The organism is Pseudochrobactrum kiredjianiae (assembly GCF_030362795.1).
Lineage (GTDB): Bacteria > Pseudomonadota > Alphaproteobacteria > Rhizobiales > Rhizobiaceae > Pseudochrobactrum > Pseudochrobactrum kiredjianiae.
Map to the genome: position 1 here is coordinate 194,132 of NZ_JAUCBM010000001.1, position 12,696 is coordinate 206,827.

Consider the following 12,696-nt stretch of genomic DNA (forward strand, 5'->3'; position numbering starts at 1 on the left):
CGCAAATTTGCGGCACTCTGTTAATTGTTTATTTTACGCTGCTTATTGGGCAGGAGCAAGGCGAGCGTTACGAACACCCGATGCAAGTTCACTGACAATAGCAGTTGCTGCGGCTACAGGATCACCCTGAACCTTGTCGTCAGCATCCAAAGTGCCTGCAATTGCAGCCACAATCGCTGAGCCGACAACCACCCCGTCAGCGGATGCGCCGATGGCTTTGGCCTGTTCTGCTGTGCGGACACCAAAGCCAACACAAACCGGCAAGGCTGTGTGGCTTTTAATACGGGCAACCGCTTCACTGACCTGTGTTGTATCGGCCAGAGCCGAGCCGGTAATTCCGTTCATCGACACATAATAGACAAAGCCGGAAGTGTTTTCGAGCACTTTTGGCAGGCGTTTTTCGTCTGTCGTCGGTGTGGCCAGACGAATGAAGTTGATACCGGCTTTAATAGACGGAATGCATAATTCTTCATCCATTTCCGGCGGCAGGTCGACAACGATCAATCCGTCAATACCAGCTTCAAGCGCATCTTTGATGAAACGCTCAACGCCGTAAATATAGATCGGGTTGTAATACCCCATCAATACAACAGGTGTTGTGTCATCGCTCACGCGGAAATCGCGTACCATCTGCAGAGCCTTCGGCAAAGTCTGGCCTGCATGCAGTGCGCGCAGGGCTGCGGCCTGAATCGCAGGGCCATCAGCCATCGGATCGGAGAAGGCCATGCCGATTTCAATCACATCCGCACCGGCTTTGGGCAGGGCTTTCATGATTTCAACCGACGTTGCGTAATCAGGATCACCGCCCATGAAATAAGTGACCAGCGCAGGGCGACCCTCAGCGCGAAGTGCCGCGAATTTCTCATCCATACGTTTTGTCATGATTACATTTCCATTCCGAGAATTTCGCCGACAGTGTGCACGTCTTTATCGCCGCGGCCGGAGAGATTGACGATCATGATCTGATCCTGATCCATTTCCGGTGCCAGCTTCAGAGCCTGCGCAATCGCATGGGAGGATTCCAGTGCCGGAATAATGCCTTCCGTGCGTGTGGTGATCTGGAAGGCTTCCAGAGCCTCATCATCCAAGACCGGCACGTAATTGACGCGGCCGGTATCCTTCAGCCATGAATGCTCAGGGCCGACACCCGGATAATCGAGACCGGCAGAAACCGAATGGCCTTCAAGAATTTGGCCGTCTTCATTTTGCAGCAGATAAGTGCGGTTGCCATGGAGAACACCCGGATTGCCTGCGGTCATAGAGGCGCAATGCTTATCACCGTCAAGTCCAAGGCCACCGGCTTCAACGCCGTAGATTTTGACCGATGTATCATCAAGGAACGGATGGAACAGGCCGATCGCATTGGAGCCGCCACCGACAGCTGCAATAATGGCATCCGGCAGGCGACCTTCACGTTCCAGAATCTGTTCGCGGGCTTCAGTACCGATCACAGCCTGAAAATCGCGTACCATTTCCGGATATGGATGCGGGCCTGCCGCCGTACCGATCAGGTAATAGGTGTCTTCCACATTGGTGACCCAGTCACGCAGCGCTTCATTCATCGCATCTTTCAGCGTGCCGTTACCGGCGGTCACGGCATTGACCTTGGCACCGAGCAGTTTCATGCGGAATACATTCGGCTTCTGGCGTTCAACGTCAGTTGCGCCCATATAGACCACGCATGGCAGGCCGAAGCGCGCAGCAACAGTGGCCGATGCCACGCCGTGCTGACCGGCACCGGTCTCTGCGATGATACGGGTTTTACCCATGCGCTTGGCAAGCAAAATCTGGCCGAGGCAGTTATTGATTTTGTGACTGCCGGTATGGTTTAGGTCTTCGCGTTTGAAGTAAATCTTCGCGCCTTTTTTGCCATTGGCCTTACTGCCTTTGGCTTGCGCCTGTTCACGGACATAGCGGGTCAGACCTTCAGCATAATAAAGCTTGGAAGGGCGACCGGCATAATGGGTGGAGAGCGCCTGCAACTCGGCTTTGAATTCAGGGTCTTCTTTGGCGGCATCATAGGCTGCCTGTAGTTCAAGGATCAGCGGCATCAGGGTTTCAGCAACGAAACGCCCGCCGTAAATACCAAACATGCCTTCTTCATTCGGCCCGGTTTTGAAAGAATTGAGCTCGCTCGACATGAGATATGCTTCCGATCTTTGATTCAAATGAATGCCTGATGAGGCAGTCTTATTTCGTATTGCTTGCTTCACGCACGGCTGCAAAAAATGCATCAATCAAATGCAAGTCTTTTTTGCCAGGCTCGCTTTCAACACCTGATGAAATGTCGATAGCAAAGCTGCCTGTTTTGGCAAGAGCCACATTAATATTTTCTGCGTTCAGACCGCCTGAAAGCATGTAATTGCCGAGATCCTGCCGTGCGTTCAGGAGGTTCCAGTCAAAAGATACGCCATTGCCGCCCGGCAGATCTGAGCCCTTTGGCGCCTTGGCGTCAAACAGAAAACGATCTGCAATGCTCTGATAGGGCGCAACCACGTCAAAATCGCTGTTTTCGCGGATGGAAAAGGCCTTCATTACCGGCAGGTTGTAGCGCTGTTTCACTTGGCTCACGCGTTCCGGTGTTTCATTGCCGTGTAACTGCAAAATGTCAGGCTGCAACACAGCGACAATTTCATCAAGCTGTGCATCATCGGCATTCACAGTCACGGCAACAATTTTGGCTTTGCCACGGGCAGCACTTGCAAGCTTGGCTGCCTGTTCAGGTTCAACATGACGGGGGCTTTTCGGAAAAAAGATAAAGCCGATATGACTGGCACCGTTTTTCAGCACGGTTTCCACGGCTTCCGGCGTTTTCAGGCCGCAGATTTTAACTTCGATAGCGGAGGAGGACATTTGCTTAATTTCAGACTGTTTATTGAATAGAAATAGACTTTAGCGTGTAAAAACCCGAAGGGACAGCTTAATCCGTCACTGAGTTAAAGGAAACCGCATGAAGCGCACTCCCATGCCGTTTGAGCCATGCCCGTGATGACGGAGTATCAGGACAAAGTCTGGTGCATAGTGCCCAGAAATCCGGCCCGTGATTCATCTCGATCAGATGGGCAACTTCATGAGCGACCAGATAATTGATCACCTCTGCCGGTGCCATCATGATACGCCATGAGAATGCCAGATCACCTTTGGAGGTGCAGGAGCCCCAGCGACTGGTTGTATCTTTAAAGCGCACAGAGGTTGCCGGTTTACCGATGCGCCCTGTATGCACCAGCACCAGTCCGTTAATATCGGTTTTAGCCAGTTTCTTCAGGTAGTCAGCAATCCGCCGTCCCATATGATGGGTGTCGCCATGTACAACCAGTATGGGCTGGTCGTTTTCATCATTATCTTGCCGTGTAGTGCCGCGCTTGGATGGTTCATGCACAATGCGGTGCGCAATACCACGGATATGAATGGTACTGTCGTCCATGAAAGGTACCGTGACAGGCACTTTGGAAATCTGTGCTTCAATCCAGCCGTGATGACGGGCGATAAACAGCTCAAGCTCACGCTCCGGCAAGCGCGGCGGAACAGTAACGCGGATTGCTTTGCCGCCGGTTTCAATACGCAGGGTCAGTCTTTTAGCGCGCGGGTTTTCCCAAATATTCAGCGGCAGTGTACGACCCGCAACAGAATAGCTCCGCTCGGCACGCAGTGCTTTCGGGGCAGATTGCTTTTTAGCAGTCTTTTTTAGTGGAGGTTTGCGGAACAAAGACAGGATCATGCTGAGACTATAAGTGATTCGCTCATAGAACTATAAGAAAGGCGCATCTGCTGATGCGCCTTTGAGAGTGGTTGTCTCTGCATAGGCTGATTACAGCGCAATCACATCATCTTTCGGTGTGTTTTTGCGACGTTCAGCCATAAAGCGTTCAAATTCTTCACGGTCGCGGGCGCGACGCAGTTCACGAATATGGGCTTCAAATTCAGAGCGGGCTTCATCAAGTTTGCGGCGTTCTTCATCAAGGCGTTTCAGCTCGGCATCACGCCAATCATCAAAAGCGCTGTTGCCGGTCGAATTCATGCCGCCGGTGAAGCGGGAGAATTCCTGACCTTTGCGGCGGAACTTACCGACAAACTCATCAGTTGCCTGATTGATATCGCGTTTCACGCCGGGCAAGCGGTCGCCCCAGATGATATAAGCCAGCATGGCAAGACCAAGCGGCCAGAAAAAGACAAAGCCGAGGACCATCAGAGCAATTGTTGCCGGTGTCCAGGCTGGGCGGATCAATGCGGATGTGTTCATGTGTTGGCTCCGTAAATCGGCTTGATGATCAGAAGTAATCATCAATTGCTAAAATACGTGGTGAGAGCCGGAGGGAAATTCAAGAAAAACCCCGCAAAATCGGTGTTTTCACGAAGTTTAAGATTATTGTTTTGTGATAATTCAGAGCGGATTTTTAAACTTTTTCAAAGATTTAAATTTTTAGCGATTTTTTGATAAATGATCCATTCCGGCGACGATCAGACCGGCGATCAGCGCCCAGAATGCGGAGCCGATACCCAGAATTGTAATGCCCGAGGCTGTGACTGCAAAAGTGATGATAGCGGCAAACCGCTCATCTTGCTTGTTCAGGGCAAGAGCCAGTGCATTGATAAAGGGGCCGATCAGTCCGAGGCCTGCAATCAGCATAATCAGTGCTGGTGGCAGCACAGCGAAAATGGCGACGAGAGATGCGCCGAAAATAGCAAAAATCAGATAGCACAGTGCATAGAACGGGCCGGTCAGCCAGCGCTGTTTCGGATCAGGGTGGGCATCATGACCGGTGCAGATCGCGGCTGAAATTGCCGCCATATTACTGGTATGGGCGCCAAAAGGTGCGGAAATCAGCGAGACAAGACCGGTCACTTGCAGACAGGCGGCCGTTGGCGGTTCATATCCGGCGGCGCGTAAGACGGCAAAACCGGGCAGGTTCTGGGAAGCCATCGTCACCAGATAAAGCGGCAGTGCCAGCCCGATCATGGCAGACAATGAAAACTCCGGTATGATCATCGTCAATGTGGAGAGTTCCGGTGCAGGCAGATTATCCGCACGGCCGAGCAGGAGTGCGAAGATCACACCACCGATCAGCACGCTGATGACAGCCATTGCCGGATTAAACAGACGGATAATCAGAAACAGCGCAATCAGCGGCAAAACCAGCAGCGGGTCAAGTGACAGGGTTTTGGCGGCATTGATGACAAAGCTTGATAAAACACCGGCGAGCATGCCGGAGGCGATGGATGCGGGAATACGCTCGACAAATTGTGCCACCGGTTTAATCAGGCCGGTGATGATGATGGCGACAGCAGTGACGATGAAGGCGCCAACAGCCTCCTGCATAGTAAAACCGATGCTGGCGCCGATCAGCGCCAGCCCCGGTGTTGACCATGCAGTGATAATCGGAATGCGGTAGCGCCAGCTGAGATAACCGGAAGAGACTGCGAGCGCCAGTGATATGGCTGTGACCCAGCTTGCCGTCTCTGCTTGCGTTGCACCAAGCGCTGTGGCTGCTGCAATAATCAGCGCCAAAGTGCCGCCAAAGCCGACAAAAGCTGCAACTGCAGCCGATGCTATCACTGAAACCCGCATGATCCCCCCGCTTCAATCTTTCAGATTATTATTGTTGTCAGATTTGCGCGATCATCGCTTCAACTGATCGTGTCAGCAAATCAAGATCTTGTGGTCGGGAAAGGCGGTGATCGCCGTCGCGGATTAGGGTCAGTGTTACATTATCAACCGGCAGATGTTCGACGAGGCGCAGTGCATGGGCATAAGGCACATCAGGGTCTTGCATGCCTTGCAGAATATGCACAGGACAGCCGGTTTCGATAATGCCGGTGAGAACCTGATTATTGCGCCCGTCTTCGATCAGGTTTTTCGTGTAGATATAAGGCTGTGTTGAGTATTCTGACGGCTCTTCCATATAGCCTTGCGTTTCAAGCTGGTTTTTCTGATTTTCCGTCAGAGAAGGTTCTACCAAGACTTGCGTAAAATCCGGTGCCGGAGCCAGCAGGATCAGACCGGCAGGCTTTTCACCCGCCTTGATGAGTTCCTGCGCCATACGCAGTGCAATCCAGCCGCCCATTGAGGAGCCGATCAGGATTTGCTGGCCTGTTGTGTAAGCGCGGTAAGCCGCTAAGCTCTGTTCCAGCCAGAGTGAGATCGTGCCGTCTTTGAATTCACCGCCGGATTCACCATGGCCGGAATAATCAAAACGTAGCATGGCGTGATTGTTTTTCTCAGCCCATTGATCGAGATGCTGGGCTTTGCCGCCGAGCATGTCGGAACAATAACCGCCGAGCCAGACAAGCCCCGGAGCTTTTTCACCTTTTCTGGTGCGCGCGGCGATGGCGGTGCCGTTTACATCAAGAAAATTGGCTGCCTGATCTGTCATCGGATACTCCTTACGCTGCGTCTTCATTCGGTGCGCTGTAATGAAACATTGCTGTAACAAGCTATAAACTTGAAATCTCACGAGGCAATGCTCATTTTAAAAACATGACTGTTCGTGCAGATTTGTCTCAGCATTCATAAAACCGTGATCAAAAGCGGCTTTTTAGCCGGTTTTAAGGGCATTTTACTGCATTGATATTGCCCCGAGGGGGGTGATTTGCATTTCAAAAGATGCTATTGACTTGCGCGCTGCACTAAAACCAAAGGTTGGTTGCAGGTGTAGCTGCGTTATTTGCAGCCCCTACCAGAGCGCAAATTCATCGCATATGTTTAATAATTCGAGGAGAATACGACCATTCGCCGACCGTTCAGAGCGACGCCGGTCCAGAAAGACGGACCGCGCTCCAACCGAGACATCCGGGTACCCCGGGTTCAGCTTATTGACGCCGAAGGCCAGAACCATGGCACAGTGACGATTCAGGAAGCCATTGCACTCGCTGAAGAAGCGGGTCTGGATCTTGTTGAGATCGTTCCTAATGCGGAGCCACCGGTTTGTAAGATCGTTGATCTTGGTAAGCTGAAATATCAGAACCAGAAAAAAGCTGCCGAAGCGCGCAAGAAGCAAAAGACGGTTGAGATCAAAGAACTCAAAATGCGTCCGAATATCGACGATCACGATTATGACGTGAAGTTGAAGGCCGCAGGTCGTTTCTTTGAAGAAGGCGATAAGGTTAAAGTTACTTTGCGCTTCCGCGGCCGTGAAATGGCGCATCAGGAACTTGGCATGAAGCTGTTGCAGCGTGTTAAGGAAGATACTGCGGAAATCGCTAAGGTTGAAGCAGAGCCAAAGCTTGAAGGCCGTCAGATGATGATGGTTCTCGCACCGCGCGGATAAGCGACGACAGGCAAAACAGTTTTGTTTTTGCAAAATGAAATGGCCGCCTACGGGCGGCTTTTTATTTGGTGACTTTAGAGTTGCTTTTTACTGTATTTATGCGTATTGAGACGCTGTTCAAACCGACCGGCAGGGCATGCCGTGGCGGTTTTGTATGCTTTTCGGGCTTTGGTCGGCCTGAAAGTAAAATAGAAATTCTCCCCGTTGCAGGTGTAGCGGTGCTTTAAGATGGTAGACTTGCAGTGCTTGCAGCACGACAGGGACTACAAACAAGAGGCGTCGAGTACCCTTGGGTACGAGGGGGAAGTAATCAAGGAGTAGCAAAATGCCCAAGATGAAGACCAAATCTGCTGCCAAGAAACGGTTCAAAATCACCGGTACTGGTAAAGTGTTGGCTGCTGCCGCTGGCAAGCGTCACGGTATGATCAAACGTTCAAACAAGTTCCTTCGCGATGCACGCGGCACCATGGTTCTCTCCGAGGCCGATGCCAAAGTGGTCATCAAGAATTACCTGCCGAACGGCCTGTAAGCATTAGTTTAAGGATATCATACTATGGCACGTGTTAAACGCGGCGTGACTGCTCACGCAAAGCACAAAAAAGTCCTGAAGCAGGCTGAAGGTTTCCGCGGTCGTCGTAAAAATACGATCCGCACTGCTAAAGCTGCTGTCGATCGTTCGAAACAATATGCATATCGCGATCGCAAGAATCGCAAGCGCACTTTCCGCGCTCTGTGGATTCAGCGTATCAATGCTGCTGTTCGTCTGCATGGCCTGACCTATGGCCGTTTCATCGATGGTCTTGCTAAGGCTAACATCGAAGTAGACCGTAAGGTTCTGTCGGATCTGGCTATTCATGAGCCAGCAGCATTCGGCGCGCTCGTTGCATCCGCAAAGACAGCGCTTGAATATCTGAAAGACACAACACCGAATGCTTTTGAGTCTGCTGTCAACTAAGCCAGCCGCCTCTTCCAAAGCTTTTGTGATGTATTTGGAAAACCCGCGCTGGTGATACTGGCGCGGGTTTTTCCGTCTTGAACAAGCATCATCGTACGGCAAATTATCAAGGATCAAAATGATGAGTGATCTCTCACTACTCGAACAGGGCATTATGGCAGAGATTGCCGCTGCCGGTGATGAGCAGGCAATTGAGGCCGTGCGTGTTGCCGTTCTCGGTAAAAAAGGATCGGTTTCAGAGAAGCTGAAATCCTTGGGCGCTATGTCTCCTGAAGAGCGTCAGACGCAGGGACCTGCTATTAATGGTCTGAAAAATCGCGTCACTGAAGCGCTGGCGACCCGTAAAAGCGACCTGCGCAGAATCGCTATTGCTGAGAAGCTGGAGCGCGAAAAGGTTGATGTGACCTTGCCGGTACGCCCATCTGCTGCATCGCGTGGTCGTATTCACCCGATTTCGCAGGTGATTGATGAGATTACGGCAATTTTTGCCGATATGGGTTTCTCGATTGCCGAAGGCTCGGACATCGAAACCGATTATTACAATTTCACAGCGCTGAACTTCCCTGAAGGTCATCCGGCGCGTGAAATGCACGATACATTCTTCTTCAAGCCGGATGAAAATGGCGAGCGCAAACTGCTACGCACCCATACATCACCGGTTCAGGTGCATACGATGGAGAAGTTTGCGGCAATGCGTGCCAAAGAAGGCCGTGATGAGCCGATCCGTATCGTTATTCCGGGCAAGACCTATCGTATGGATTCGGATGCCACGCATTCGGCAATGTTTCATCAGGTGGAAGGTCTGGTTGTCGATAAATCATCGAATGTCGCCAATATCAAATGGGTACTGGAAGAGTTTTGCAAGACCTTCTTTGAAGTGCCTTCGGTCAAAATGCGTTTGCGCCCGAGCTTCTTTCCGTTCACCGAGCCGTCGATGGAAGTCGATATTCAGTGCGATCGTTCCGGTGGTAATGTGAAATTCGGCGAAGGCACTGACTGGCTGGAAATTCTCGGCTGCGGCATGGTGCATCCGAATGTGCTGCGCAATGCAGGTTTTGATCCGGATATCTATCAGGGCTTTGCATGGGGCATGGGGATCGATCGTATTGCGATGCTGAAATATGGCATGCCTGATCTGCGCGCTTTCTTTGATGCGGATGTACGCTGGCTCAATCACTATGGTTTCCGCCCGCTTGACTTGCCGACTTTGTTCGGCGGTCTGAGCGCATAAAGACAGGAAAAGGTTAAACAGATGAAATTCACGCTTTCCTGGCTCAAGGATCACCTTGAAACCGATGCTACACTGGAAGAAATCCTTGAAAAGCTGACAGATATTGGTCTGGAAGTGGACGGGGTTGATGACCGCGCTAGCTTCAAAACATTTAAAATCGCCAAAGTGCTGACCGCAGTTCCGCATCCGGATGCGGATAAGCTGCGCGTTCTCACTGTGGATACCGGTGAAGGTCAGCCGGTACAGGTTGTGTGCGGGGCACCGAATGCCCGCGCCGGTCTGGTGGGCGTGCTCGGCAAGCCCGGGGATTATGTACCGGGTCTGGATGTCACACTATCCGTCGGCAAAATCCGTGGCGTGGAGAGCTTCGGCATGATGTGTTCTGAGCGCGAGCTGGAATTGTCTGACGAACATAACGGCATTATTGATCTGCCCGAAGATGCGCCTGTTGGCCAGAGCTTTGCGGCCTATATGGGTATTGATGATCCGATCATTGAAGTCGGTCTCACGCCTAACCGTGCGGATTGCACCGGTGTGCATGGTATTGCCCGTGATCTGGCTGCTGCCGGTCTTGGCAAGCTCAAAGGTGATGTGATTGCACCGGTTAAAGGTGCTGGTGCGACACCGGTTAAAGTGATCCTCGATCAAGACTCTGACAAGCCGTTCTGTAATGGTTTTGCCTTGCGTCTCGTTAAGGGCGTTAAAAACGGCCCGAGCCCGAAATGGCTGCAACAGCGCCTGACAGCAATTGGCCTGCGTCCGATCAATGCGCTCGTAGATATCACCAATTATGTGACGTTTGATTATGGTCGTCCGCTGCATGTGTTTGATGCTGCCAAAGTGCAGGGCAACCTGACCGTTCGCGCTGCCAAAGAAGGGGAAACCGTGCTGGCACTGGATCAGCGCGAATATAAGCTCTCAGATAATCATTATGTGATTGCCGATGAAAAAGGCGTGGAATCCATTGCCGGTATCATGGGCGGTGAACATTCCGGTTGCGATGAAAACACCACTGATGTGCTGATTGAATCCGCGCTCTGGGACGCACGTATGATTGCGCGTACCGGCCGTGAGCTGGGTATCATCACCGATGCACGCTATCGTTTTGAACGCGGTGTTGATCCCGAAATGATGGAAGCCGGTGTGGAACTGGCGACAAAACTGGTGCTGGATTTCTGCGGCGGTGAGCCAACTGAAACAGAAACTGTTGGTTATACACCTTATAGCCCGCGCACCATTGAGTTTCCGGTATCGGAAGTCAAACGCCTGACAGGTCTTGAAGTCGCTTATCAGGATGCTGCTGACATTCTGACACGTCTAGGCTTTGCCGTTGAAGGCGATGGCAAAGCTGTTCTGCAGGTCAAGGTGCCGTCATGGCGCGGTGACGTGGAAGGCAAGGCTGATCTGGTTGAAGAAGTGATGCGTATTCACGGCATCAATCAGATTGAACCGCAGCCGCTGCCGAATATGGGCAGTGTAAACACCAAAATCCTGACCACGCTGCAAATCCGTACCCGTCTTGCCAAACGTATTCTGGCAACACGCGGCATGATGGAAGCAGTGACCTATTCCTTCATCTCGGAAGCGCAGGCGAAAGCCTTTGGCGGTGGCAAGTCGGAACTGAAGCTGGCAAACCCGATTGCTGCGGATATGTCGGATATGCGCCCTTCGCTATTGCCTGGTCTGCTCTCGGCAGCGCAGCGCAATGCTGACCGTGGTTTTGCTGATCTGGCGCTGTTTGAAGTGTCGGGCACCTATGAAGGCGATAAGCCTGAAGACCAGCGCCGTGTCGCTGGCGGTATCCGTCGCGGTACAGCCGGTGTTGAAGGTGCTGGGCGCTTCTGGTCGGGCAATGCGCAGAATGTTGGTGTGTTTGATGCCAAAGCCGATGCGCTGGCTGTTCTTGAAGCCTGTGGTGCACCGGTTGACCGCATTCAGGTCGAAGCCGGTGGTCCGTCATGGTATCATCCGGGGCGTTCCGGTACGCTGAAGCTCGGCCCTAAAGTGGTGCTGGGGTATTTCGGTGAGTTCCATCCAGATGCGCTTGAACTGCTAGATGTGTCCGGCGCTCTGTGCGGCTTTGAAGTGTTTATTGATGCGATTCCTGAACCTAAGCAGAAGTCTGGTGCGACCAAGCCTGCTCTGACACTGTCGCAGTTCCAGAGTGTGAAACGTGACTTTGCTTTTGTCGTCGACAGCACAGTTGAAGCAGCAGCAATTGTTCGTGCGGTTAATTCTGCCGAGAAGAAGCTGATTGCGGGTGCGCAGGTTTTCGATATCTTTACCGGCACATCGCTGGGTGAGGGCAAAAAATCTGTTGCAGTGGAAGTGATCTTGCAGCCGCTTGATCGCACACTGACCGATGAAGATCTGGAAGCAACAGCCAAGCGTATCGTCGAAGCTGTTACTAAACAGACCGGCGGCACATTACGCGGCTAATACGCTGATACTGAAAACAAGAAACCCGCCATTCCGGCGGGTTTTTTCTTTTAACCACGAAGGCCGATGCAATTGCCCCACGGGTCGCGGATCTGGCACATGCGTAATCCGTCCTGAATATTTAACGGGCCGCGATAGAGAGTGCCGCCGACTGAAAGCATATGCGCGACAGCCTGCTCGAAATCTTCAACCTGCCAATAGACGACAGAACCGGCAGCGCCTGAGGCTACTTTTTCATCGGACGGCACAATTTCCAAATCAACAGAACCAATTTCGAGATAGTCAAAGTCAAATGCTTCCAGCCGCTGTAGGACAGCCTGCGGAAAAGCGCGCTGATACCATTGCAGGGCTTGAGCAACATCACTGACATGGATGAGGACGGAGGCGATTGTCTGATTGGTCATGTGGCTCTATCGGCGATCCGGATGCCACCAGTCGGGCTTCATATCTTCAAAAGACGTATATTCCGGTGCAAATTCCGGCTGATTATTATCGTCGATACAGCCAAGCAGTAAAGCAATCACCGGCTCATCATCAATTGCCCCGATGGAGCTGCCACAGGCAGAGCAGAAAGCGCGCTTGGAATAATGGGATGAGCGATAGCTGGCAGGTTCTCCGCCTTCACCTGTCCAGCGCACGGCTTGTGCTGCGAATTCTACCCAAACGGCAGTGAGTGCGCCGGTATGCTGCTGGCAGTTTTTGCAGCAGCAGCTATGTGGTTTGAGTTTTAAAGGGTCACTTTGTGCTTCAAAACGGATTGAGCCGCACAGACAGCCGCCGCTATAGGTTTTCATCATGGTAGTTCT

General features: G+C 52.0%; 14 protein-coding genes. 5 read left to right on the forward strand and 9 right to left on the reverse strand.

The genetic code is table 11. From position 1 onward, the window contains the following. Positions 1-42: 42 nt before the first annotated feature. From trpA to QUF18_RS00975, 7 genes are all read right to left on the reverse strand, one after another. On the reverse strand, positions 43-882 hold the full coding sequence (gene trpA, locus QUF18_RS00945) for a tryptophan synthase subunit alpha (RefSeq protein WP_289384417.1): 840 nt from the start codon (positions 880-882) through the stop codon (positions 43-45). Between the two features lie 2 nt (positions 883-884). Further along, complete coding sequence (trpB, locus tag QUF18_RS00950) at positions 885-2,141, reverse strand: tryptophan synthase subunit beta (RefSeq protein ID WP_289384419.1); 1,257 nt, start codon at positions 2,139-2,141, stop codon at positions 885-887. A 49-nt stretch (positions 2,142-2,190) separates the two neighbouring features. Further along, positions 2,191-2,853, reverse strand: a complete 663-nt coding sequence (locus tag QUF18_RS00955) for a phosphoribosylanthranilate isomerase (RefSeq protein WP_289384421.1) — start codon at positions 2,851-2,853, stop codon at positions 2,191-2,193. Positions 2,854-2,920: 67 nt separating this feature from the next. After that, on the reverse strand, positions 2,921-3,718 hold the full coding sequence (locus QUF18_RS00960; protein ID WP_374806451.1) for a M48 family metallopeptidase: 798 nt from the start codon (positions 3,716-3,718) through the stop codon (positions 2,921-2,923). A 90-nt stretch (positions 3,719-3,808) separates the two neighbouring features. Then, the gene (locus QUF18_RS00965; protein WP_289384423.1) at positions 3,809-4,240 is read right to left on the reverse strand and encodes a DUF2852 domain-containing protein; all 432 of its coding nucleotides are present in this window, start codon (positions 4,238-4,240) and stop codon (positions 3,809-3,811) included. A gap of 180 nt (positions 4,241-4,420) precedes the next feature. Continuing rightward, the gene (locus tag QUF18_RS00970; protein WP_122009625.1) at positions 4,421-5,566 is read right to left on the reverse strand and encodes a benzoate/H(+) symporter BenE family transporter; all 1,146 of its coding nucleotides are present in this window, start codon (positions 5,564-5,566) and stop codon (positions 4,421-4,423) included. Between the two features lie 37 nt (positions 5,567-5,603). Further along, a complete protein-coding gene (locus tag QUF18_RS00975) occupies positions 5,604-6,371 on the reverse strand; it encodes an alpha/beta hydrolase (RefSeq protein WP_289384427.1) in 768 nt (255 codons plus the stop codon). Positions 6,372-6,725: 354 nt separating this feature from the next. Between QUF18_RS00975 and infC the strand changes: the two genes are divergently transcribed. From infC to pheT, 5 genes are all read left to right on the forward strand, one after another. After that, positions 6,726-7,265, forward strand: a complete 540-nt coding sequence (infC, locus tag QUF18_RS00980; RefSeq protein ID WP_289386070.1) for a translation initiation factor IF-3 — start codon at positions 6,726-6,728, stop codon at positions 7,263-7,265. A gap of 325 nt (positions 7,266-7,590) precedes the next feature. Beyond that, on the forward strand, positions 7,591-7,794 hold the full coding sequence (rpmI, locus tag QUF18_RS00985; RefSeq protein WP_289384429.1) for a 50S ribosomal protein L35: 204 nt from the start codon (positions 7,591-7,593) through the stop codon (positions 7,792-7,794). Between the two features lie 24 nt (positions 7,795-7,818). Beyond that, complete coding sequence (gene rplT / locus QUF18_RS00990; protein WP_289384431.1) at positions 7,819-8,220, forward strand: 50S ribosomal protein L20; 402 nt, start codon at positions 7,819-7,821, stop codon at positions 8,218-8,220. Positions 8,221-8,341: 121 nt separating this feature from the next. Next, positions 8,342-9,451 carry a phenylalanine--tRNA ligase subunit alpha gene (gene pheS, locus QUF18_RS00995; protein ID WP_289386071.1) on the forward strand — a complete coding sequence of 370 codons (1,110 nt, stop codon included), beginning with the start codon at positions 8,342-8,344 and terminating at the stop codon, positions 9,449-9,451. A gap of 21 nt (positions 9,452-9,472) precedes the next feature. Then, positions 9,473-11,890: a phenylalanine--tRNA ligase subunit beta gene (pheT, locus tag QUF18_RS01000; protein WP_289384435.1), complete on the forward strand. Its 2,418-nt coding sequence runs from the start codon at positions 9,473-9,475 to the stop codon at positions 11,888-11,890. A gap of 50 nt (positions 11,891-11,940) precedes the next feature. Here the strand turns inward: pheT and QUF18_RS01005 are convergent, their stop codons facing one another. Next, entirely contained in the window at positions 11,941-12,294 is a 354-nt protein-coding gene (locus QUF18_RS01005; protein WP_289384437.1) for a VOC family protein, read from the reverse strand. Between the two features lie 6 nt (positions 12,295-12,300). After that, positions 12,301-12,687, reverse strand: a complete 387-nt coding sequence (locus QUF18_RS01010; RefSeq protein ID WP_289384440.1) for a GFA family protein — start codon at positions 12,685-12,687, stop codon at positions 12,301-12,303. Positions 12,688-12,696: the final 9 nt, after the last annotated feature.

What these genes read in the sequence shown, in the direction of transcription:
- QUF18_RS01010 (WP_289384440.1), bottom strand. Translation starts at nt 12,687, where the DNA reads ATGATGAAAACCTATAGCGGCGGCTGTCTGTGCGGCTCAATCCGTTTT.
- QUF18_RS00975 (WP_289384427.1), bottom strand. Translation starts at nt 6,371, where the DNA reads ATGACAGATCAGGCAGCCAATTTTCTTGATGTAAACGGCACCGCCATC.
- rplT (WP_289384431.1), top strand. Translation starts at nt 7,819, where the DNA reads ATGGCACGTGTTAAACGCGGCGTGACTGCTCACGCAAAGCACAAAAAA.
- pheS (WP_289386071.1), top strand. Translation starts at nt 8,342, where the DNA reads ATGAGTGATCTCTCACTACTCGAACAGGGCATTATGGCAGAGATTGCC.
- QUF18_RS01005 (WP_289384437.1), bottom strand. Translation starts at nt 12,294, where the DNA reads ATGACCAATCAGACAATCGCCTCCGTCCTCATCCATGTCAGTGATGTT.
- trpB (WP_289384419.1), bottom strand. Translation starts at nt 2,141, where the DNA reads ATGTCGAGCGAGCTCAATTCTTTCAAAACCGGGCCGAATGAAGAAGGC.
- QUF18_RS00965 (WP_289384423.1), bottom strand. Translation starts at nt 4,240, where the DNA reads ATGAACACATCCGCATTGATCCGCCCAGCCTGGACACCGGCAACAATT.
- pheT (WP_289384435.1), top strand. Translation starts at nt 9,473, where the DNA reads ATGAAATTCACGCTTTCCTGGCTCAAGGATCACCTTGAAACCGATGCT.
- QUF18_RS00970 (WP_122009625.1), bottom strand. Translation starts at nt 5,566, where the DNA reads ATGCGGGTTTCAGTGATAGCATCGGCTGCAGTTGCAGCTTTTGTCGGC.
- rpmI (WP_289384429.1), top strand. Translation starts at nt 7,591, where the DNA reads ATGCCCAAGATGAAGACCAAATCTGCTGCCAAGAAACGGTTCAAAATC.
- trpA (WP_289384417.1), bottom strand. Translation starts at nt 882, where the DNA reads ATGACAAAACGTATGGATGAGAAATTCGCGGCACTTCGCGCTGAGGGT.
- QUF18_RS00955 (WP_289384421.1), bottom strand. Translation starts at nt 2,853, where the DNA reads ATGTCCTCCTCCGCTATCGAAGTTAAAATCTGCGGCCTGAAAACGCCG.
- QUF18_RS00960 (WP_374806451.1), bottom strand. Translation starts at nt 3,718, where the DNA reads ATGATCCTGTCTTTGTTCCGCAAACCTCCACTAAAAAAGACTGCTAAA.